Source organism: Psychroflexus halocasei (genome assembly GCF_900107595.1).
In the GTDB taxonomy this organism is placed as follows: Bacteria; Bacteroidota; Bacteroidia; order Flavobacteriales; family Flavobacteriaceae; genus Psychroflexus; species Psychroflexus halocasei.
On record NZ_FNQF01000003.1, the window covers coordinates 34,529 to 57,654 of the forward strand.

General features: G+C 32.9%; 21 protein-coding genes. 9 read left to right on the forward strand and 12 right to left on the reverse strand.

Features of this window, described 5'->3' with window-relative positions; genetic code table 11:
* Window positions 1-46: 46 nt before the first annotated feature.
* Entirely contained in the window at window positions 47-865 is an 819-nt protein-coding gene (gene panB / locus BLV84_RS04260) for a 3-methyl-2-oxobutanoate hydroxymethyltransferase (RefSeq protein ID WP_093240195.1), read from the forward strand.
* An 82-nt stretch (window positions 866-947) separates the two neighbouring features.
* On the opposite strand, the gene BLV84_RS04265 is transcribed toward panB, so the two are convergent.
* From BLV84_RS04265 to BLV84_RS04275, 3 genes are all read right to left on the reverse strand, one after another.
* The gene (locus BLV84_RS04265; protein WP_093240200.1) at window positions 948-3,065 is read right to left on the reverse strand and encodes an amino acid carrier protein; all 2,118 of its coding nucleotides are present in this window, start codon (window positions 3,063-3,065) and stop codon (window positions 948-950) included.
* A gap of 110 nt (window positions 3,066-3,175) precedes the next feature.
* Window positions 3,176-4,159, reverse strand: a complete 984-nt coding sequence (locus tag BLV84_RS04270) for a PLP-dependent cysteine synthase family protein (RefSeq protein ID WP_093240203.1) — start codon at window positions 4,157-4,159, stop codon at window positions 3,176-3,178.
* Between the two features lie 61 nt (window positions 4,160-4,220).
* Complete coding sequence (locus tag BLV84_RS04275) at window positions 4,221-5,459, reverse strand: ABC transporter permease (RefSeq protein WP_093240208.1); 1,239 nt, start codon at window positions 5,457-5,459, stop codon at window positions 4,221-4,223.
* Here BLV84_RS04275 and BLV84_RS04280 point away from each other — a divergent pair.
* Window positions 5,459-6,667, forward strand: coding sequence for an exo-beta-N-acetylmuramidase NamZ family protein (locus BLV84_RS04280; protein WP_093240213.1), 1,209 nt, complete (start codon window positions 5,459-5,461; stop codon window positions 6,665-6,667). The genes BLV84_RS04275 and BLV84_RS04280 overlap by 1 nt on opposite strands.
* 8 nt (window positions 6,668-6,675) lie before the next feature.
* Entirely contained in the window at window positions 6,676-7,278 is a 603-nt protein-coding gene (locus tag BLV84_RS04285; protein ID WP_093240218.1) for an alpha-ketoglutarate-dependent dioxygenase AlkB family protein, read from the forward strand.
* Between the two features lie 70 nt (window positions 7,279-7,348).
* Here the strand turns inward: BLV84_RS04285 and BLV84_RS04290 are convergent, their stop codons facing one another.
* Window positions 7,349-7,771 (reverse strand): OsmC family protein, encoded by a 423-nt coding sequence (locus tag BLV84_RS04290; RefSeq protein WP_093240223.1) that lies wholly within the window; start codon window positions 7,769-7,771, stop codon window positions 7,349-7,351.
* A 219-nt stretch (window positions 7,772-7,990) separates the two neighbouring features.
* Between BLV84_RS04290 and metK the strand changes: the two genes are divergently transcribed.
* Entirely contained in the window at window positions 7,991-9,241 is a 1,251-nt protein-coding gene (gene metK, locus BLV84_RS04295; protein ID WP_093240227.1) for a methionine adenosyltransferase, read from the forward strand.
* An 83-nt stretch (window positions 9,242-9,324) separates the two neighbouring features.
* Here the strand turns inward: metK and BLV84_RS04300 are convergent, their stop codons facing one another.
* Window positions 9,325-10,161, reverse strand: a complete 837-nt coding sequence (locus BLV84_RS04300) for a DUF2911 domain-containing protein (RefSeq protein ID WP_093240231.1) — start codon at window positions 10,159-10,161, stop codon at window positions 9,325-9,327.
* Window positions 10,162-10,310: 149 nt separating this feature from the next.
* Here BLV84_RS04300 and kdsA point away from each other — a divergent pair, with 149 nt between their 5' ends.
* Window positions 10,311-11,129: a 3-deoxy-8-phosphooctulonate synthase gene (kdsA, locus tag BLV84_RS04305; RefSeq protein ID WP_093240236.1), complete on the forward strand. Its 819-nt coding sequence runs from the start codon at window positions 10,311-10,313 to the stop codon at window positions 11,127-11,129.
* Window positions 11,130-11,209: 80 nt separating this feature from the next.
* Here kdsA and BLV84_RS04310 read toward each other — a convergent pair whose 3' ends face one another.
* Complete coding sequence (locus tag BLV84_RS04310; RefSeq protein ID WP_093240240.1) at window positions 11,210-12,403, reverse strand: proline dehydrogenase family protein; 1,194 nt, start codon at window positions 12,401-12,403, stop codon at window positions 11,210-11,212.
* Between the two features lie 92 nt (window positions 12,404-12,495).
* Here BLV84_RS04310 and aroB point away from each other — a divergent pair, with 92 nt between their 5' ends.
* Window positions 12,496-13,566: a 3-dehydroquinate synthase gene (gene aroB / locus BLV84_RS04315; RefSeq protein WP_093240245.1), complete on the forward strand. Its 1,071-nt coding sequence runs from the start codon at window positions 12,496-12,498 to the stop codon at window positions 13,564-13,566.
* Between the two features lie 55 nt (window positions 13,567-13,621).
* Here the strand turns inward: aroB and trxB are convergent, their stop codons facing one another.
* Complete coding sequence (gene trxB, locus BLV84_RS04320; protein WP_093240249.1) at window positions 13,622-14,605, reverse strand: thioredoxin-disulfide reductase; 984 nt, start codon at window positions 14,603-14,605, stop codon at window positions 13,622-13,624.
* A gap of 145 nt (window positions 14,606-14,750) precedes the next feature.
* Between trxB and BLV84_RS04325 the strand changes: the two genes are divergently transcribed.
* Both BLV84_RS04325 and BLV84_RS04330 read left to right on the forward strand, forming a co-directional pair.
* The gene (locus tag BLV84_RS04325) at window positions 14,751-15,683 is read left to right on the forward strand and encodes a tryptophan 2,3-dioxygenase family protein (protein ID WP_317041004.1); all 933 of its coding nucleotides are present in this window, start codon (window positions 14,751-14,753) and stop codon (window positions 15,681-15,683) included.
* 51 nt (window positions 15,684-15,734) lie between these two features.
* Complete coding sequence (locus BLV84_RS04330; RefSeq protein WP_093240257.1) at window positions 15,735-16,253, forward strand: hypothetical protein; 519 nt, start codon at window positions 15,735-15,737, stop codon at window positions 16,251-16,253.
* A 1-nt stretch (window position 16,254) separates the two neighbouring features.
* Here BLV84_RS04330 and BLV84_RS04335 read toward each other — a convergent pair whose 3' ends face one another.
* The 4 genes from BLV84_RS04335 to BLV84_RS04350 are packed head-to-tail and all read right to left on the reverse strand — an operon-like array spanning window position 16,255 to window position 20,476.
* On the reverse strand, window positions 16,255-17,103 hold the full coding sequence (locus BLV84_RS04335) for a CvfB family protein (protein ID WP_093240260.1): 849 nt from the start codon (window positions 17,101-17,103) through the stop codon (window positions 16,255-16,257).
* Window positions 17,104-17,148: 45 nt separating this feature from the next.
* A complete protein-coding gene (menD, locus tag BLV84_RS04340) occupies window positions 17,149-18,882 on the reverse strand; it encodes a 2-succinyl-5-enolpyruvyl-6-hydroxy-3-cyclohexene-1-carboxylic-acid synthase (protein ID WP_093240264.1) in 1,734 nt (577 codons plus the stop codon).
* 51 nt (window positions 18,883-18,933) lie between these two features.
* Complete coding sequence (locus tag BLV84_RS04345) at window positions 18,934-20,052, reverse strand: chorismate-binding protein (protein WP_093240267.1); 1,119 nt, start codon at window positions 20,050-20,052, stop codon at window positions 18,934-18,936.
* Between the two features lies 1 nt (window position 20,053).
* Complete coding sequence (locus BLV84_RS04350; RefSeq protein WP_093240272.1) at window positions 20,054-20,476, reverse strand: PaaI family thioesterase; 423 nt, start codon at window positions 20,474-20,476, stop codon at window positions 20,054-20,056.
* Between the two features lie 45 nt (window positions 20,477-20,521).
* Here BLV84_RS04350 and BLV84_RS04355 point away from each other — a divergent pair, with 45 nt between their 5' ends.
* Window positions 20,522-21,187, forward strand: coding sequence for an alpha/beta hydrolase (locus tag BLV84_RS04355; RefSeq protein ID WP_093240276.1), 666 nt, complete (start codon window positions 20,522-20,524; stop codon window positions 21,185-21,187).
* Window positions 21,188-21,333: 146 nt separating this feature from the next.
* Here BLV84_RS04355 and BLV84_RS04360 read toward each other — a convergent pair whose 3' ends face one another.
* Window positions 21,334-23,031 (reverse strand): DUF4153 domain-containing protein, encoded by a 1,698-nt coding sequence (locus BLV84_RS04360; RefSeq protein WP_159429390.1) that lies wholly within the window; start codon window positions 23,029-23,031, stop codon window positions 21,334-21,336.
* Between the last annotated feature and the right edge of the window lie 95 nt (window positions 23,032-23,126).

The following is a 23,126-nucleotide window of genomic DNA, read 5'->3' on the forward strand; positions in this document are numbered from 1 at the left end:
TTCAAATTTTATTTGGCTAAATTTACGCACATTAAAATAAAAAACAATGTCAACAGCAAAAAAACAATATAAAAGAGTTACAGTCAAATCTTTGACTGAAATGAAAAAAAACGATGAAAAAATATCAATGATTACTGCCTACGATTACACTATGGCACAAATTGTTGATCATTCTGAAATTGATGTGGTTTTGGTTGGAGATTCAGCTTCAAATGTGATGGCTGGTCATGAAACAACTTTACCAATCACTTTAGACCAAATGATTTATCACGCCTCAAGTGTTATTCGCGGTATTCAAAGAGCTCTTGTTGTTGTTGATTTACCTTTCGGAAGTTACCAATCAGATCCAAAAGAAGCTTTGCGTTCTTCGATAAGAATTATGAAGGAAAGCGGTGCTCACGCTGTTAAAATGGAAGGTGGCAAAGAAATCAAAGATTCGATTAAGCGCATTTTAAAAGCCGGTATTCCTGTAATGGGACATTTGGGCTTAACGCCTCAATCAATTTATAAATTTGGAACATACACCGTAAGAGCAAAAGAAGAATACGAGGCTAAAAAATTAAAAGAAGATGCTAAAATGCTCGAAAGAATTGGTTGTTTTGCAATTGTTTTAGAGAAAGTTCCTGCAAAATTAGCAAAAGAAGTTGCTGAAAGTGTAAGCATTCCTGTGATTGGAATTGGCGCTGGTGGTGGTGTTGATGGTCAAGTTTTAGTGATACACGACATGTTGGGTATGAATAAAGAATTTAGTCCAAGATTTCTACGCCGTTATGCAGATTTACACACAGTGATGACTGATGCGTTAAAACAATATAAAGATGATGTAAAGTCTCAAAAGTTTCCTGATGAAAATGAACAATATTAATTATTGATCAATCATTTCAAATCAAAAAAGGCGATGAATTATAGAAATTCATCGCCTTTTTTATTTATAAACTACTAGGTTATTACGCCTCAGTTTTTTCTTCTCTAAAACGTGGATGCACAAATATCTTATCATCCTTAAGTCGTTGTAAATAATCTTTTACATCAGCACGAACTTCAGACGACATAATATAAAGACCTATAATGTTTGGGAAAGACATCGCGAGAATCATCATATCTGAGAAGCTTAAAACAGCTCCTAAACTCACTGATGCGCCCAAGACAACAAAAATTAAAAATAAAACTTTATAAACCATTTCAGATTTTTTACTTCTACCAAAAAGGAATGTCCAAGAACGCATTCCGTAATATGACCAAGAAACCATTGTTGAGAAAGCAAATAAGAAAACTGCAAATGCCAATACAACGGGAAACCAAGAAACAACACTCCCAAAAGCTTGAGAAGTTAATTCAACACCTCCCATTCCTGTGGATTCTTGATGCATTCCTGTAAAAATTAAAACCAAAGCTGTCATTGTACAAACAACCATCGTATCAATAAATGGTTCAACTATAGATGTAAAACCATCTGCAACAGGATTATTAGTTTTAGATGCTGAGTGAGCAATCGCAGCAGAACCTACACCAGCTTCACTAGAGAAAGCAGCTCGCTGAAGACCAATAATCAGAACACCGATAAACCCACCTTTTAAAGCATCAGCATGCAAGGCACCGTTAAAAATAGCTTCGAATGCATTACCAATGTTTTGAAAATTTGTACCGATCACAACTAAACATCCAATGATATAAACAGCCGCCATAAAAGGAACAACACGACCTGTAACGCGTGCAATACTATTAATACCGCCAATAATGACAACGCCAACTAATACGGCAAACATAATTCCGAACCAAAAACCTTGACCTTGCAAAATAGGAAGTTGTTCAGAGACAATTTTAAAAGCTTGGTTAGACTGCAGCATGTTTCCGCCTCCTGAAGAAGCACCAACACCAAGAACCGCAAACAAAACAGCTAAAAATTTACCTAAACCTTTCATTCCTTTTTTCTCTAAACCATAGCGTAAATAGTTCATTGGTCCACCAAAAATTCGACCTTCTTTATTGATAAAACGATACTTTACACCAAGTGTACACTCTACAAATTTGAGCGACATGGCAAAAAATCCAGCCATAAACATCCAGAAAGTTGCTCCAGCGCCACCTAATGAAATGGCAACAGCAACACCAGCAATATTCCCTAAGCCAACTGTTGCAGAAACAGCAGTTGCCATTGCTTGAAAGTGCGTAATACGGCCTGGAGCAGCAGGATCATCATACTTTCCTCTGGCTAATTCAATAGAGTGTTTAAAGCCTCTAATGTTAATAAAGCCCAGTCGAAAAGTAAAAAATATACTTCCTAGAATAAGCCAAATCACGATAAAAGGAATTGAATTTTTACGAATGTCTCCGTTGGCATGCAATAAAGGTTGTGGATCATCAAATTCAATTTCTGCAATCATGTGCGCATCTGCCACAATCACATCTTCCGTACTCTCGGGATCATAAATAACTTGACCTTCTTTTGCCAGATATTTAATCTTCCCGTCACCATCTGATTTTGCTGTTAATTCTCTTCCGTCACCAGTTTCAACAACTGCTATTTCATCACCTTCGTTGACATGAGCATTTTCTTCTATCAACCATTTTTTTAATGTATAAGAAGGTGCAGATGATGGATCCCATTCTGGAACTGGTACAAGTTTATGAGAAGTATAAACCAGAGGATCATATATTCCGATCGCCTCAAAAGGATCCCAGAACAAAACCATCCCTAAATAATCAACAGCAGGCTGAACGCCACTATTAAAAATCTCAGTAATTGATTCTGCTTCTAATTCAAAAGTTTTTTCAACTTTATTTCCTTTAGCATCAGTAACCACAACTGTATGGGGCATTCCTTCGATAAGCCCAGTTGATTTTTTAGACTCAAGGCTTGTTTCTTGATTTGACCATTTGTAAGTGTAAGGCGCTTCTCCTCCGCTTACAATTAAAGTGGCTTCACCATCATTAATTTCAGAAGATGGGTTTTTGAGCTCTACATCAACATGTAAAGTTTTTTGTTGCTTTAAATCTTGATTTTGCGCATAAAAAGAAGTGGTTAATAATATTAAAAAATAAAACAATCTGTTTTTTAAATTCATAAGTTGTTCTTTAATTCTTAAATAATTCTATTAATTTCTAAAATTCTAAATATCTATTTTTGAGTTATCTGCATAAAAAAATCCTGCTTTTATTGGCAGGATTTTATCATTTAACAATCAAGGTAACCCATACTTTTCATCCATTCGTTGTTATACATTTTACCAACATATCTACTTCCGTGATCGTGAAACAAAACAACCACAACATCATTTTTACTAAAATTTTCTTTTAATTGTAATAAGCCCTTAATCGCTGTTCCAGCTGAGTTTCCAAGAAACATACCTTCTTCCTTAGCTAATTTCTGTGTGTAAACAGCAGCATCTTTGTCAGTCACTTTTATAAACCCATCAATGATATCAAAATTTACATTTTTAGGTAAAATATCTTCACCAATGCCTTCTGTAACGTAAGGATAAATTTCATTGTCATCAAAAATACCAGTTTCATGATATTTCTTAAAAACGGAACCATAAGTGTCAATTCCCCATATTTTAATGTCAGGGTTTTTCTCTTTAAGATACTTCCCGACTCCTGAAATAGTTCCACCAGTCCCAACTCCGACAACAAAGTGTGTGACTTTGCCATCCGTTTGTTTCCAAATTTCCGGTCCGGTTGTCAAATAATGTGCTTTTGTATTTGAAGGATTATCGTATTGATTAACATACCAAGAATTTGGTGTTTCTTCGGCTAAACGCTTTGCAGTTGAATAATATGAACGTGGATCGCCTGGAGCTACATCAGTTGGGCAAACATGAACCTCACAACCTACGGCCTTAAGAATATCCATTTTTTCTTTGCTTTGCTTGTCGCTGATAACGCAAATGACTTTATATCCTTTCACGATAGCAACTAAAGCCAAGCCCATGCCTGTATTTCCCGATGTTCCTTCTATGATTATTCCGCCTGGTTTTAAGCGGCCGTCATCTTCTGCATCTTTAATCATTTGTAAAGCCATTCTATCTTTAACGGAATTACCAGGATTAAAAGTTTCATATTTTGCCAAAACAAGTGCATCAATTTCAGAAACAATTTTATTCATTTTAACCATCGGGGTATTCCCAATTGTTTCAATGATGTTTTCTGAATAATCCATATCTTAATTTTGAGTCTGCAAAAATATAAAATTAATAGACTTTAGCAGAAATTAAGAGACTTTAATCAAATTTCAGGGCTTTTACAGGCGTTATTTTAGAAATAATTAAGGACGGGACAACTAACATCAACATACATAATATCACAGTTCCTATATTAACTGCTAAAATATAAGTCAAATTAATTTCAATAGGAACGCTTGTGACGTAGTAAGAACTCGGATCTAACGGAATGATTTCAAAGTATTTCTGTAAAAATAAAATACTCAATCCGATGATGTTTCCGTAAAACAATCCTTTAAGAATAAGAAACAAAGTATTGTATAAAAATATTTTTCTAATCGTCCAATTTGAGGCACCTAGGGCTTTAAAAACGCCGATCATTTGACGTCTTTCAAGAATAAGAACTAAAAGAGCAGTAATCATGTTAATCCCTGCAACCAAAATCATGATCCATAATATGATGATGATATTAAAATCAAATAAATTAAGCCAATCGAAAATTGCTGGATAAAGATTAATAATGGATTCAGAGTTTAAAAATGAACCTATGTTTTGATAAATTTCTTGGGAGAAACTTTCTATCTTATTGAAATCATCCGTAAAGACCTCAAACTGTCCGATTTCATTTTCTGACCATTGATTTAAACGTTGTACTTGCCTAATATCACCAATTACAAAAGTTTTATCGAAATCTTGAAAACCAGATGAATAAATACCTACAATTTCTAAACCAAGTGGACGCGGTAATTTATTCTCTGTATTTTTACGCATAAAATACATAATCACTTTATCACCTAATTCAAATTTTAAACGCTTTGCTAAATAATCTGAAATTAAAATTTCATTGCTTGCGCGCTGCTCAAAATGAGGTAAGCGACCTTCTATTAAAAACTCTTTTAAAAAATTCCATTGGTATAAACTATCAACACCTTTAAGCGCGACCCCATCAAAATCCGTTTCTGTCCGAATAACGCCCCATTTTGTTGCTGTCGCTTGTATATGTGAGACACTTGGTATTGATTCAAAATCAGGGTAAAAATCTTGATTTTTCTTGATCGGATTGAGGTTCTCCTTAGATTCATTACTTGAAAATCCTTGAATGACGACATGTCCATTAAAGGCAGCAATTTTATCACGAATTTTATTTTGTAAGCCCAAGCCTGTTCCAAAAGCAATAAGCATCACAATGACTCCCAATGCGATTGCTACGGTTGCAATTTTTATAATTGGAGCCGAAACACTACTTTTATGGTCACTTTTCGCACTTAAGCGTTTGGAAACAAAATATTCAAAATTCAATGCATCACCTTTTTAGAAATCTGCTCAAAAATACAGTTTTATTTCTGGTTTTATTTAATCTCGCTTGTCAAGCACAAGAAAAAGAAGAAATTTTAGAAAAAAATAAGATCATTCAAGTGGGTGCCAATCAAACTCAAAACTATATTCCGTTTTTAAAGAATAAAAATATCGCTGTTGTTGGTAATCAAACTTCAGTTATTTTTAAAGAAAGTGGCTATATTCATTTGGTTGATTCTCTTTTAAAAAGAGAGATAAAAATCAAAAAAGTTTTTGCTCCTGAACACGGTTTCAGAGGAAAAGCTGATGCTGGTGAAATTGTAAAGGATGGTATTGATCAAATAACAGGCTTACCCATCGTTTCGCTTTACGGAAACCATAAAAAACCAAAGGCTGATGATTTAAAAGAGATAGATGTTATTGTTTTTGATATTCAAGACGTCGGGGCTCGCTTTTACACCTATATTTCAAGTTTACATTACATCATGGAAGCTGCAGCCGAAAATGATGTGATCGTTTTAGTCCTTGACAGACCAAATCCAAATGGACATTATATCGATGGACCAATTCTCGAAAAAGAATATCAGAGCTTTGTAGGCATGCATCCAGTGCCAATTGTTCATGGCCTTACAATTGGTGAATATGCAAAAATGATTAATGGTGAAAAATGGCTTAAAAATGATATTCAAGCAGATCTTGAAGTGATTAAAATTAAAAATTATAATCGAGAAATGAATTATAACTTGCCGATTAAACCTTCGCCGAACCTACCTAATGATCAAGCCATTAATCTTTATACAAGTTTGTGCTTCTTTGAAGGAACAAATGTGAATGCAGGTCGTGGGACAAATCAGCAATTTCAAATATTTGGTTCACCTTTTTTAAATCATAATCATTTCGATTACAGTTACACACCCGTTTCCAACCCAGGCGCAAAATATCCAAAACACGAAAACGAAGTATGTTATGGGAAAGATTTAACGCAGCATAAAAATCTTTCTCAAATTAATTTAGAATGGCTTATTGAAGCTTATAAAAACACTTCAGATCAAAATGATTTTTTTAATGATTTCTTTAATAAACTTGCTGGAAACAAAACTTTGCAAGAACAAATAAAAACTGGACTTTCAGCCGAAGAAGTTAAAGCAACTTGGAAAGAAGGTTTGGAAAATTATAAAAAAATGAGAGCTCAATACCTGCTCTATGATTAAATTAATTTATGAAGCTTGACAATTTAGATTCACTTAAAAATTATTTACCCAATGATGGCATCGTTAATTATATTGAGGATTTTTATGCTCTCAAAAAATCAGAGTATTTCTATCAGCAACTTTTAGACAATATCACATGGAAGCATGAAGAACTCAACATGTTTGGCAAAAAAATAGTGACCAAACGTAAAGTTGCATTTTATGGTAATTCTGGCAAAACTTACACTTACTCCAACAAAGAAAAAACCGCTTTGCCTTGGACAGAAGATTTAAAATCAATCAAGGCTGATTTAGAAACTCAATTTGACATTAAATTAAATACCTGTTTGCTCAATTTATACCACGATGGTAATGAAGGCATGGGCTGGCACACCGATGATGAAAAAGAGTTAGAAGAAAAAGGCGTGATTGCCTCTTTAAGTTTTGGCGCAGTTCGAAAATTCTCTTTTAAACATAAATCTACGAAAGAAAAAGTTGATTTTCATTTAGCATCAGGAAGTTTATTACTGATGAGAGGAGAAACTCAAAAGTATTGGCTACATCAACTTCCCAAAACAAAAAAAGTGTATCAACCACGTATCAATCTCACTTTTAGAAATATTGTGAAGTGATTTATTTAGAAACAAAAAAGCTGAATTTGAATCAAATTCAGCTTTTTTATAAATTTCATCGTTTAATGAATTAAGAAATCAATTCTCCGTTGAGTTCAACTTTATAATGGATATCAACTGATTTTTCTAACATTTTGGACACAGAGCAGTATTTCTCAAAAGATAAATCTGCAGCGCGTTGTGCTTTGTTAGCAGGAATATCTCCTTTTATTTTTACTAATAAATCAATGCGGTGAAAAACTTTTGGAATGGTCTCGTTTCTGTGACCTTCGACTTCCATTTGTAAATCATCAACTTTAAGATTTTGTTTTTCTAAAATATGAACAATATCAATACTGCTACAACCTGAAACCCCCATCAGAATCAGCTCCATCGGGCTTGCTGCTTGCTGATTTCCTGCTGAAGAATTACACATTTCGACTTTATCGCCATTGGTGTTCATCGCTTCAAAATGAACACTACTATCTTTCTTTTTTTGAAGGTTAATTTTCATAGAAAAAGTAATTTTATTTATTCACAAAGTAAGACATTTACCAAGTGATTGTCTGCTAAATAAAAGTTAAGTTAAAACAGAGTAAAATAAAAATTGTAAATTTGCCATTCGAGGAAAAATTTGATCTGCTTGCAACCTCTAAAAATGCTAAACACAGTCATAGGTCTCTAGATCTTGCAAGTTGCACATTGCTTTCCTACGCAACAAAACTTTAATATTATGTCATATTTATTTACATCTGAGAGTGTCTCTGAAGGACATCCAGATAAAATTGCAGATCAGATTAGTGATGCTTTATTAGATTACTTTTTAGCTTTTGATAAAAATTCAAAAGTTGCAGCAGAAACACTTGTGACAACAGGTCAGGTTGTTCTTGCTGGTGAAATCAATAGCAAAACTTACATCGACGTGCAGCAAGTCGCTCGCGATGTGATAAATGATATCGGTTACACAAAAGGTGAATACAGATTTAGTGGCGATTCCTGTGGCGTAGTGTCTTTGATTCATGAGCAATCAAAAGAAATCAATCAGGGTGTTGAGCGTGAATCCTTAGAAGAACAAGGTGCTGGCGACCAGGGAATGATGTTTGGCTACGCTACAAACGAAACGGAAAGTTATATGCCTTTGGCGCTTGATATTTCTCATAAACTCATGATTGAGCTGGCAAAGTTAAGACGTGAAAATGATGAAATCACTTACTTAAGACCTGACGCAAAAGCCCAAGTAACAATTGAGTATAGCGATGATCATAAACCAATTCGTATTGATACAATTGTAATTTCTACTCAACATGACGAGTTTGATGAAGATGAAGCCATGCTTCAGAAAATCAGTGATGATCTTAAAAATATTTTAATTCCTCGTGTTAGAGATTCTTATGAAGATAAGATAAAATCACTATTTAATGATGAAATAAAATACCATATTAATCCAACAGGAAAATTTGTAATTGGAGGACCACACGGTGATTCAGGTTTAACGGGGCGTAAAATCATTGTGGATACTTACGGCGGAAAAGGTGCCCACGGTGGTGGTGCTTTTTCTGGAAAAGATCCGAGTAAAGTGGATAGGTCAGCAGCTTATGCTTCGCGACATATTGCCAAAAACATGGTTGCAGCTGGTATTGCTGATGAAGTTTTAGTTCAAGTTTCTTATGCTATTGGTGTGAGTGAACCAACTTCTATTTTCATCAATACCACAAATAAAAACATTGAAATGTCTGATGGAGAAATCGCAGAAAAAATCAAAAAGATTTTTGATATGCGACCAGGCATGATTGAAAAACGCCTTAAGCTTAGAAATCCGATTTATAGAGAAACTTCAGCTTATGGACACATGGGTAAAGAATCTCGAAAAATAAAGAAAGTTTATAAATCTGATTACTCAGGAGAAGTAACTCATGAGGTTGATCTTTTCACATGGGAAGAATTGAATTATGTAGAAAAATTAAAGAAAACTTTTAATATTTAGTAATTAGTAAGATAATTTAGAATTTAAAAAACCCCATAAATCAAGATTTATGGGGTTTTTCTATTTGTGAAAAGTTTAGAATTTTATTTCCATTCAGCTAAACTCTCTTTATTCATTTTTATATAATCACTATTTCCTGCTTTTTCAGCAGCTTTTAAAGATTTCTCAGCTACAGAAATTGCTTTCTTTTTATTTCCTGCTTTCGCATAGATTAAAGATTGCTGTCTTAATACCCAGTAAGGAGTTGCATCCATCATTGAAACTGCTTTTTCAATCCATTTTACAGATAATGAAATATCTTTGTCGGCTGTCATATAATAAACTGCTGCATTATAATAATCATTTGCACTAGGTCCATTCATCACAGAATCAATACTTTCAGTCACAAGTTCATCTGTAATAAAATGAATAGGCACTTCAACTAAAGTATTCTCCCATGAAATTTGAAGGTGTGCGTAATCATTTTTAATTTCATTAATCCCTATCGTAAATGATTCTTGTTTGTGACTCAACTTTTTGACAGGAACTATAGCAGAAGCTGCTATTTTAGAAGCATCCCATTCTTGTGGTAAACCCCAGTTATCAGTTTTCTCGTAGAAATAAACTTCCCAATTGTTCTTTGAAGGCTTTGTATAAATTGCGTAAGAGCCAGCTTCTAACATTTGTTGATTAATTTTGACATCATGTTCAAAGTGAATCACGGAGTTTTCGTTTGCGCCTGTTCTCCATACTTTATCAAAAGGAACTAAATTCCCAAAAACTTCACGATCCCGCATGGCAGGTCGAGAATAATCAATTTTGATAGTCGTCAGACCAACAATTTGTTTAAGATTTGCTTTCGGACTCGGTTGAGGAGTTTGAATTTGTGCATTAAGGTGAGTCGTAAAAATAGTAACTAAAATCAATAGTATTTTTCTCATTGAGATATTTTTTGCCCAAATATATTCACTCTAATTATATTTACTGTTAAAATTTGAAGAAATTAGGAATAAATTTAAAATTGGATATCTTCAAAAAGAAATTAAGCCGATAGCAATTCATTTCGTAATTTTACCAAAAATTAAAAAACATGGATTTAAATCTTATTCCAAAACTTAAACATACGGATTCTAATAACTTCTTCTTGCTGGCTGGCCCTTGCGCTATTGAAGGTGAAGACATGGCAATGCAAATCGCTGAAGAAATTTTAAAAATCACGGATAAATATCAAATCCCTTTTATTTTTAAAGGTTCTTTCAAAAAAGCAAATCGTAGCCGAATTGATAGTTTTACAGGAATAGGTGATCAAAAAGCATTAGAAATTTTAAAAAAAGTTTCTGAAAAATTTGATGTTCCTACAGTTACGGATATTCACCAAGCTGAAGACGCAGCGATGGCTGCTCAATATGTTGATGTACTTCAAATACCTGCATTTTTGGTCAGACAAACAGATTTAGTTGTTGCTGCTGCACAAACAGGTAAAGCTGTCAACCTCAAAAAAGGACAATTTATGAGTCCTGAAAGTATGCAACATACCGTACAGAAAGTTATTGATTCTGGAAATCAGAAAGCGATGATCACAGATAGAGGAACAATGTTTGGCTATCAAGATTTAATTGTAGATTTTAGGGGGATTCCGACAATGAAAAAGTATGCCTCTACAGTTTTAGATGTGACACATTCACTTCAGCAACCCAACCAATCATCTGGTGTGACTGGTGGACGACCAGAAATGATAGAAACAATTGCTAAAGCTGGGATTGTCAATAATGTTGATGGACTTTTTATAGAAACACATTTTAACCCTAGCGAAGCTAAAAGCGATGGAGCAAATATGTTAGATATTAAGCATTTAAATAGTTTGATGCATAAGCTAACTGAAATCAGAAAAACAATTAATCAGTTTTAATAAAGAAGATTTATTTAAATATAAAAACGCTTGTAGAAATAAATTCACAAGCGTTTTTGTTTTTCGTGATATTTTGAAAGCTATTCGATACGTTTAACGTATTGACCGTCTCTCCTATCCTTTTCTTCTCTTAGCAATGCAAGTTCACGACCTGTTTGTCCTTGAACAGATGAATTCTCTTGTGCCCTTCTAATCAAATAAGGAACAACATCTTTAACAGGACCAAATGGAAGTAATTTTATCGCGTTTGAGTTCTCTTTAGCAATATTATAGGTAATGTGATCACTCATACCATAAAGTTGACCAAACCAAACTCTATCATCATCCAGCGGAATTCCTTTTTGCTCCATAGATTGTAAAGCCATATAAGTACTGACTTCATTGTGCGTTCCAATAAATAAAGAAATATCATCTATGTTGTTGATGCAATAGCCCATTGTTGCGTTAAAGTTAACATCTGTTGCCTCTTTGTCTTCACAAATTGGTGTAGGGTATCCCATTTTTTTTGCCCTCTTATTTTCTTTTTCCATGTAAGCTCCTCTCACAATTTTAAAACCTAATCTAAAATTATTTGCTTGAGCGTACTCGTGAATTTCTTTGACATAAGAAAGTCTATCCCATCTATAACATTGTAAAGTATTATAAACATAAGTTTTTTCTTTATTAAACTCTTGCATTAGCCTAAAACATAAATCATCTGCAGCTTTTTGCATCCACGACTCTTCAGCGTCAATAAGTAGTTTTGTATCATACTTCACAGCTGCTTCAGCTATACTATATAATCTTGCCTGTATTCTGTCCCATTCTTCTGTTTCCTTATCTGTCAAGACAGCTTCGGCTGACACCTTTTCCCAAATCTCAAATCGACCTAAACCAGTAGGCTTTGCGACAGCAAAAGGAAGCTCCTTAGCTGTTGATGCAAATTTGATAATCTCAATTTTAGTTTCAGCAGCTTTATCAAAATCTTCTTCAGTTTCTTTACCTTCAACCGAATAATCCAAAACAGAATGTACATTTTTGGTGTACATCAACTTAATTAGAGGCAAAGTTTCTTCTTGTGTTTCTCCTCCACAAAACTGTTTAAAAATTGTTTTTTTGATCAATGGTTGTATCGGTAACTTAATTGAGAGCGCTACATTTAAAGCAACAGTTGAGACAGGTACAAAAAAAGGAATATTCATCATTGAAAAAATGAATAATGAACGCTTTAAATCATCGTTATCTTTGAGTATAAAAGCGTGCTTTGTATCGTTAAATATTTTTGTGTCTAACATGCGAAAATAATTTTATCAAATATACTTATTGAATATCTTAAACCTTTACAAAAAGATGGTAATTTTACAGCAAAATTTAAGATTTATTCTCCATGAATTTACTACAATTAAAGGACTATTCAATTCATTTCTTAAACACAGGTTATCAAGAAGTTAATAAATGGATTTCAGGCCGTGACTTTTCTAAAATATTTGTGCTCGTCGATTCAAATTCTCATCAACATTGTCTCAAATTATTTTTAGAAGAAATTGAAACAGATTTAGAAATAGAAATCATAGAAATTGAGGTTGGTGAAGCATACAAATCCATAAAAACTTGCAATCAACTTTGGCAAACCTTAGCTGACCTTGATGCTGATAAAGCTTCTCTTGTTTTAAACCTGGGTGGCGGCGTAGTGACTGATATTGGTGGTTTTATTGCTTCAACTTTTAAAAGAGGCCTTTCATTTATACATATTCCAACAACACTTTTAGGCATGGTTGATGCTGCAATTGGCGGAAAAAATGGTGTGAATGCTGGTACTCTTAAAAATCAAATCGGCGTCATTAACACTCCCGAAAAAGTGATGATTGATCCACGCTTTTTATCAACTCTAAATCAAGCTGAAATGCGTAGTGGTTTAGCTGAAATGATTAAACATGGTTTTATTGCTGATCAAGCTTATTTAGATACGTTTTTAGATTTATCAGCATTTAGTGTAGAAAAACTCACGGAACTCATAGAAAGATCAATTGAAATTAAAACAGAAATTTCTGAAAATGATCCACATGAAAAAGGAATGCGAAAAGCTCTTAATTTTGGACATACATTAGGTCACGCAATTGAATCATACAGCATTGAAAATGATAACTTCCCAAAACTTCTTCATGGTGAAGCTGTTGCCGTCGGTATGATTCTAGCCTTAAACCTTTCAGTACAAACACAAAGCTTCAAAAAAGATATGTATGAGAAATATGTTAAACTCATTAAAACTTATTTTACTAAAGTTGAGTTTTCAGAAAAGGATATTTCAGAAGTCGTAAAGCTTTTAAAACACGATAAAAAAAATACAAAAGGACGCATCAACTTTGTTCTTCTTTCTAACATAGGTCAGCCTGTTTTAGATTGTGAAGTCAACAATGAGATGATATATAAAGCTTTTGAAGCTTACAAAAAAGCATAAAAAAAGCTGTTTCAAAATATTTGAAACAGCTTTTTATCAATTTTATAAAATGAAATTAATCAGCTTGTGCTAAAGGCTCATTAGTTTCAATCATGTCAGTTCTAGCCATATATCTTTCAGCATCTAAAGCTGCCATACAGCCTGTTCCTGCTGCAGTTACTGCTTGTCTGTACTCATTATCTTGAACATCACCAGAAGCAAATACGCCAGGCATATTTGTTTTTGTTGATTTACCTTGAGTAATGACATAACCTGCATCATCCATCGTTAGGATACCCTTAAAAATATCTGTATTTGGTTTATGACCGATAGCGATAAATAGACCTGTAATTTTAATTTCCTCTTTCTCTTGCGTTTGATTATTGACCATACGCAAACCTTCAACAACTTGATCACCCAAGACTTCATCTATTTCAGTAAAATATCTCAAATCAATGTTTTTGGTATTTTTAACTCTATGTTGCATTGCCATAGAAGCTCTCATTTCACCTTTACGAACAAGCATTGTTACTTTAGAGCAAATGTTAGCAAGGTAAGTTGCTTCTTCACAAGCAGTATCTCCACCTCCAACAATAGCAACATCTTGACCTTTATAAAAGAAACCATCACAAACTGCACATGCTGAAACACCGCCTCCACGCAATCTTTGTTCACTTGGCAAGCCTAAATATTTAGCTGAAGCACCTGTTGAAATAATTACAGAGTTTGCTTCTACCCATTCTTTATTATCAATTTGAGCTTTATGAACTCCGCCTTCTTTCTCAGAGAATTTAACTTTAGTCACCATCCCAATACGAACTTCTGTACCGAAGCGCTCAGCTTGTTTTTGTAAATCAACCATCATTTGTGGTCCGTCGATTCCTTCAGGATAACCTGGAAAGTTATCAACTTCAGTTGTTGTCGTTAACTGACCTCCTGGCTCCATTCCTGTATAAACAACTGGTTTCATATCAGCTCTTGCTGCATAAATAGCTGCAGTATAACCTGCAGGACCTGAACCAATAATCAAACATTTTATACGTTCCAAATTTTCTGACATATGTAATAATTTTAACTACAAATGTAGCAAGAATTTCAAAACAAGCCGTCATAATCTCTTGTGAAGATTACGCCAATCTTATCATCATTTTTGATTTTAGTCAAAGTCAGCAACTACAAATCTGTTTCAAACAAATTTATTAGCTTTGTTAAAACTTAAACACAAAATGAATCAAGATATTCTCGATAAAGTCAATAAAAAATATGAATCTTTAGGTGAAAACCCTGACGCATACTTAGAAGGTTTAGTTTACGCAAAACCCATTAATTACTGGGATTATATACAAGTTGATACACTTCTTTCTTTACAAAATACACGAACAGATTTTAAAGATGAATCCGTATTCATCATGTATCATCAAATCACAGAATTAGTGTTAAAATTAATGATTCATGAAATCTCACAAATTTGTGAAGAAGAAGATATAACAGAAGATTTTTTCATTGATAAGCTCTATAGGTTACAACGTTATACAGATATGTTGATCACTTCATTTAGTGTTATGAAAGATGGAATGAGTTATGATGATTACAACAAATTCAGGATGACATTGACTCCAGCAAGTGGATTTCAATCAGCACAATTCAGATTTTTAGAGATTTATGCAACACCTATTTTTAATTTGATTAACAAGAAAGAAAAAGAGAATCTTCCTGAAAACCCTGATACTGAAACTTTGTTTAAACATATTTATTGGCAAAGCGCAGGTTTAGATAAAAAAACAGGTAAGAAATCACATACACTCAAAGCTTTTGAAGATAAATACTTAGATGAATTTATCAGACTCGCCAAAAAAATGACAGGTCAAACTGTTAATGAAGTACTGTTAAAGTTTGAGCATCCTTCAGAAAAATTATTGAATGCTGCTCGTGATTTTGATAATGCATACAATGTTAAATGGCCACTGATACATTTAAGAACAGCAACGCAATATCTTGAGAAAAAAGGAGAACAAAAAGCAGCAACTGGCGGATCTGAATGGAAAAAATATTTACATCCAAAATTCCAACAACGTAAATTCTTCCCTCAGTTATGGAAAAATGAATCAATCATGGAATGGCATAAAAAGGAATGTTAACAGAATCTCATCACATTGTAATCGGCATTATTTTTGTTTATCTTTGTGATTATGAAAAAGTTATTCCTCTTTTATTTTATTTCACTTAGTTTCTATGCTTTACAAGCTCAAGAATTTCGAGGTCAACTTTTTGAAATTTTTGACGCTCCAAGTTTAAGTGTACTCGACGATCCTTTTTCTGTAAACAATCAAATTGAAAATAGCATCTCGACGATGAGAATTGATTTAAATGTTGATCCCTTTCGTGAGAAACGTCAAATTAATATGGTTGCTGCGATTGAGCACAAAAAACAACAAAAAAATAGAAGTCTTGATGAGTTTAGTTTTGTAAAAAGACAATTAGCATCTTTTGAAGCTAACAAGCCCAAACTCGATAATTCAGTCAACTTATACTCACCATCTTATAACGATCAACCGATTTACTCAGGTTCAAATCGTGTAAAAAATTCTGTTTATGAAGATTTAGGTGATAGATTTAAATATCGAACAGGTTTCTACTCACCTTCATATCACAATTCGTATAGAAATCGAGACAAAAACAGAGCTAGGTTTTATATTGGTGCCTATTAATCTATTCTTTATCACTGAGCAATTGAATGCCTTCACCTTTGACGATTTTAATATCTTTTGATTTATATAAACTGCCAATTGCTTTCTTGAAAGCTTTCTTACTCAAATGAAATTTTTGATAAATCAATTCAGGATGAGATTTGTCATGAATTCCAATAAATCCATCTTCTGTCTTTTTTAACTCATCCAAAACGATTTGTGAATTTGGCTCAATACTTTTATAACCAAATTTCTGGAGAGTGACATCAATTTTAGAATCTTTTCTAATTTTTCTGATGTAGCCTGTTAAGCGATCACCTGTTCTTAATTCTTTATAAACCTCATCATTATAAAGTAATCCGCTATGAATTTCATTGATGATTAAATTATAACCAAGTTCAGTTTTGTTTGTTACAATTAAATCAACCTCATCAAATTCTTCAACTGTGAGAACTGAATTATCAACAAATTTATTAACTCTACTTGAAGCAACTAATCGATTCGTTTCTTCATCGAGATAACAAAAAACGAGATATTTTTCACCAACATGCATTTTGTAAGATTGTTCAATATATGGAACAAATAAATGCTTCTCTAGTCCCCAATCTAAAAATGCACCGTGATCGCTTACATCAACACATTCAAGCATTGCGAACTCATCGAGCATGATTTTTGGTTCAAGATTAGTCGCAACTGGACGTTCATCAAAATCTAGATATACGAAAACTTCTAACTCATCTCCAATCTCAAATGTTTCTGGTTTATATTTATTAGGCAATAAAACTTCATCGCCAGCTTCATTTTTTAAAAATAATCCTGGCGCTGTATCTCTATCAATAACTAATTTGTGTTTTATCCCTAACTCTAACATTTGCAAATTTTTGTGCAAAGTTAGGATAAAACAATCATAAAAACATTAAAATTCACCATCAAAAACAGGAAGAAGATAATTAAAGAAATCTAGTAAAACTTTATCATTCACCTCAGTTGGTGTCATGATTTCTAGCAGTTGAGGATTGTCTTTTTGAGAAAAGAATTGAGGAAGTGTATTTTCTAAATCCTTCATATTATCAACTTTTGCATAATTGAAATTATACATTTTACTCAAATGTTCAGCTGTGAGTTGATGTCTGGTTTCAAAATATTTTTGAAAATACTGATTCTCTTTATCACCTGGTAAAATTCTAAAAATACCTCCACCTGAATTATTGATCACAATAATTTTAAAATCAGAAGGAATATATTGATTCCACAACGCATTTGAGTCGTAAAAGAAACTCAAGTCGCCAGTGATTAAAGTCGTTGGTTGTTGACTTGCAACTGCATAACCAATAGAAGTTGACGTACTCCCATCAATACCACTTGTTCCACGATTTGAGAACGCGTTAATCTTTTTTCTTGCATCAAATAAATTTGCATATCTTACTGTTGAACTATTTGCAAAATGAACATTTTCATGTTCTGGAAAATGTGCGAATAATTGTGAAAAAACTTTAAAATCTGAATACTCAATTTCCTTAACGTAATTTTCTAAAAGTTGATCGGTTTCCAATTTTAAAGGATTCCAAAATTTAAAATAATCAGAATTAACTATTTCTAAATCCTTTAAAACATTTTTAAAAAAAGAATTAATTTTAATTTTTAAATGTTTTGGTGAACAGAAAAAAGTATCCAAAGCCTTATTCTCACCGATATGATAATGCTGTTTAGGTTGATATTCACGTAAATATTTTTTGATTTTTTTAGAAACCAACATCCCTCCCATTGTTATCAACATATCTGGTTGAAGTTTTTTAAAGAGTTCATCTTTATTTTCAGATTTTTCTATGGGCGCTAAAATTGAATCAATACTTTGGAAAAAGTCTTTGTGAGCAGCATTTGAAGTCACTTCTGTCATCACGATAACAGATGGATCGTTAGCCAACATATCAAGAATCTCCTCGTCAATATGCGCTGAATGATTCACGCCGATTAAAACCAGTTTACGCTTGGCAGAATTCCAGTTATTGACAAACTCTTCTTGATCATCAAGAGACTCAAGATGCCTGATTTGTACAGCTTCCAACTCGGCTTTAACTTCAGGTAAAATTGCATTTTCTGTATGATATAAAGGCTCATCAAATGCAGCGTTAATATGTATTGGCAAAGAGTTCTCAAGACATTTCGCTAAAGTTGTTTTTAGTTTTTCTGAATTAAAAGAAAGTGGTGATTTTGAAGCATCTTGGTAAGTATCATCCTTTAAATTAGCTGATGAACAGACATGATTCTGGAAAAAGTTTTCTTGCTGAATCGTTTGTCCATCTCCGATATCAATCAAATGTTTTGGTCGATCAGCAGAGATAACCACCAATGGAATATTGCTGTAATAAGCCTCAGTCACAGCTGGATAATAATTGGCTACTGCAGAGCCAGAAGTGCAAATAACAGCGACTGGTTTTCCTTTTTTCTGAGCAATTCCTAAAGCGAAAAATGCAGCGCAACGCTCATCGACAACGCTGTAAGTTTGAATGGTTTTATCATTAGAAAAACCAATCGTTAAAGGCGCATTTCTTGAGCCTGGCGAAATAACAACATCTAAAATGCTGTAACGTTTACAATATTCTACAATCAGCTGCGCTGTTGGTATCGAAGAAAATATTTGATCTGTCATACTTACAAAGGTAATTTTGTAAAAGGATAAGTCAACGAAAAGCTTGACTTCTTAAAGCACTTTTAACATCGTTTGAGATTTATTTTGGGTTTCCTCCCATTCATCTTCAGGTTGACTTTCAGCAGTGATGCCACCACCGACATAAAGTGAAATTTTTTCATTTTTATAAGAAAGACATCTTAAATTGACATATAAATCTGATGTTTTTTGAATAGATTTAAAAACTTGATTTTCCTGATTACGCTGTCTGTTCGATCTTACTTTTTCTGATTTCCAGTTTAATTCACCTAAAAATCCTGCGTAAAACTGACGATCATAATTTTCATTTTTCAATAAAAAGTTGAAAGATTTTTCTTTAGGTAAGCCACAAACTGCTGGTGTTGGATGAATTGCTTTGAGAACAGCATCAAAATTTTCAGGCTGTATTTGTGCTTGAATTTCTGTCAATAAATGGAAAAGTTCAGCTGCTGGCGCGACTTTTAAATCTGATGTTTGAATATCCGTTGCTTTAGTCTGGCGTAAAGCTTCTAATATTTGCTCAGTTACAAAAGCTTGTTCCTTTTTTTCTTTTTCAGTAAAAGGTTGACTTTCAATCACATTTTCATGCCTCGTACCAGCCAAAGCCATCGTTTGCAGCTGATTTCTTTTTAGTTTAATTAAGGTTTCTGGTGTGGCTCCCGCCCATAAACCGACTTTTGGATGAAACCAAATGTAGGTCATTGCATTTGGATAAGCCTTGAGCATTCTTTTGAAGAGTAATGAGACATTCAAATCCTTTTTGTGAAAATTGATTTGTCGAGAAGTGACAATTTTATCAAGATTTTCATCTCCTGAAATCTCTTTTAAAGTGAGTTCAAGTAGATCAAGATAAATTTGTTTTTCATTTGGATTCTCATCAATCTCTTTCTTTTCGAAAGTGAGTTCATCTAAATCAATATCAGATAAATCAATGTAATAACTTTCTAAATCCTTCTGAGGAAAAAGAATCGCTTTTTCCTTTAAATCAAATGGTGCAAACACATAACCTGAACCTTCAAAAGAATTAATACGGAATAATTTATCAGTGTTCATTCGATGAAAGAAAACCTGTTCAGCATTGGGTTTATGATAAATGACAAATGGCAATTGAGCCTTATGATGATCATCTAATATTTTAAAAAAATCTGACATATTATTTTTTAGGTAAAGCAATTGTTGTGAGTTTAACAGCAGAAATTAAACGCTCATCTTCATCTGTGATTTTAATATCCCAAACTTGCGTTGTTCTTCCTTTATGTATAAATTTTGCTGTTGCGAAAACATTTCCAGAGGCAATACTTCTGATATGGTTTGCAGAAATCTCAAGTCCTCGAATCATGAAATTTTGCGCATCTAAAAAAATGAAACAGGCCGCACTTCCTACACTTTCGGCTAATGCAACCATTGCACCACCATGCAAAACACCATCAGGTTGATGAACTTTGGATGTGACTGGCATACGCGCTGTTAAAAAATCGTCGCCAACATCAACATAATCAATACTTAAGGTTTCCATTAAAGTGTTAGGGACATAAGCGTTACATCTTTTTAAGATTTCGGACTTCGGAATGTTCATGAGTTTGCTTTAATTTGTTGTGTAAAATTACAAAAGCTTTTTCATATGTCATCCAAAGAACTTCAGGTAAACTACGAAACAACAAACACATATTCAACTTTAAATAAGTTGACCTCTAAAACTGAATACATTTGGGTTGCTTGCCACGGCATCGCCTATTTAAGTCGTTATTTTATTAAATATTTTGAAGTATTAGATCCTGATAAAAATTTCGTTATTGCACCACAAGCGCCTGCAAAATACTACCAAACCAGAGCTTTTAAGTATGTTGGTGCTTCATGGCTGACAAGAGAGAACAAAGCGATTGAGATTGAGAATGTTCTCAATTACCTTGATGCAGTTTATGAAAAGGAGAAACTACAAGATAAAAAAGTGATTCTTTTAGGTTACTCTCAAGGCGTTTCAATAGTGATGCGTTGGCTTCAGAAAAGAAACGTCAATTGCGAGAGACTTATTTTGCATTCAGGGAGTATTCCAAATGAATTTACACCTGAAGATTTTGTGAATAACGTTAATACAAAAACACATTTAGTTTACGGTAATTCTGATCAATACATTCACTCTGAAAAGCTTAAAAAACAAATTGATATGGCTCAAAAGTTATTTCCTGAAAATTTAGAAATTCATGAATTTGATGGCAAACATGAAGTGAGTCAAGAAGTATTGAAAAAAATAGATCATGCTTTAATAGCGTCTAAAACAATTTTTTAAAATTTTGAACATCTCATCAATCTTAGGTTTAAATTTTTTACATAGAATTTCGAGATAATTATAAACGGAACAAAAAGAAATTTACATCAAAAAAATTATAAGACGTCACTACACTTAAAAATGTGTTTTTTAATTCTAAGCTACTTCTACTCAATATTCTCATTTACAAGCAGGTATCCGCTTAAATGGATGAAATTTAAAGACGTTTTGTTGGTTTTATGAAATCTGAAGTTTTTTAATATTAAGCTAAAAGTTCCCTTAGTGTTTTTAAAAGTATAATTTAACTCTTCTTGAGGAATATCTTTAAAATTCGGATATTTTTTTAGACTCTCTAAAAGTAAACTATCGATGTCAACTTCTAATATTTTTTCATCTTGGTCATTTATTGTCAAAGAATTTGGTTGATGTGATATTTGATAGCGATGACTTTCGTTTTGGTTTAAGGCTATCTCTACCATAGTTTGATAATCTTTTACATCTAAATTAAATTGATGCTTATAATTAAGTTGATTGTAATGATAATATTTATTTTCAATAGCTGTTCGGCTTGACATATCTCTATCACTTCCATAAAGAGAATCTAAAAGTTGATTGCCTGCTGTATAGCTGTTTTGTAAATAACTAGTTTTAAAACCCAATGAAGCGTCTAACTCATTTAAACGATTTCGTTTTTTTAAATATCTTGTAATGTTTCTAAATTGTGAATCTTCTTCTACTGTGATAAATTCATCAGAATTAGATTTTATTTTATTGATCATCTCTTCTAATTCTTTAACCTGTGCATTAATGGATACATTAAAAGCACTCCAAGGTCCATAACTGGCAAGAATAATTAAAATAAAAAGGGAAATCGGAATGATTTTTAACTTCTTCTTGTTGCTAAATATCATGTATAAACTAATGCCAAAAATCCAGAAGGCTAACACGACCAAAAAATATCTATTTTCTGTAAAATTGTAATCTGCTATGCGTGTATAAATAGCCACAAAAAGCAAAATAAGGAGCGGAAAAAGTAAAATATAAAAATAAGGGTAAAATTTTCTTATCAATATGTTAGGGTGAGTTTGTCTTAAAGGTTCAATAATAATTTGAATAATAAGACCAATAATCGCAAGAATGCTGATAAGATAAGATACCCAGCCTTGTGGAAGTTCCCATAAAATTAAAATTTGAAATGTGTAGGCATACACGATAATCAAATAAATGACAAGAATAGGAATTAGTATAAATTTCAAAAACACATCTAAGGCCTTACTGTAGGCCAGTTTTTGAGTATTATGTATTTTTTTAGGGAAATCTGCCAGATAAATAAATGTATTTATTATGCCTAAACAAATGACATACAATTGTCCATAAACATTATCATTTATATGAACATTAAATAAATTATCTACAGCCAAAATAGCTAATGCTAAACCTCCAAAAATCACAAAAGTAAATAAAGCAGCTCTGGTAATGCTTATGACAATTTGTTGTAAATAATTCCAATAATCAATTTTGTTCCACTCCTTTAAAAAAGGTGCAAAAAAAACAAAAATGTGACCAGCTAAGAAAAGTAAAAACCAGCGTGTTATTTGTATAGGGTTATCATCAAAATCCTCTTCATTAAAAGAAAAATAATAAATGATTAGTAATCCGATAACGCCAAGTTTTAAAAGCCAACTGTATTTATAAATACGCAAACTTTCTATTAAAAATTGAGTACCAATAAGCCAACTTACACCTAATATTAAAGTAAAGATTAAACTCGTAAACTCATTGAAAATTCGTGTATCTAAACCTATAAGCCAAGTTACATAAACGCTTCCTACTATTGACCAAATAATGGTTACAGGAAATCTCATAAAAGCGGCTTTAGTTCTGGTAGGTAACTCGTTTAAATATTTCATATTAATAGCGTCCTTATCGTTTATAACATAAGAGATGGAAAAAACATCTC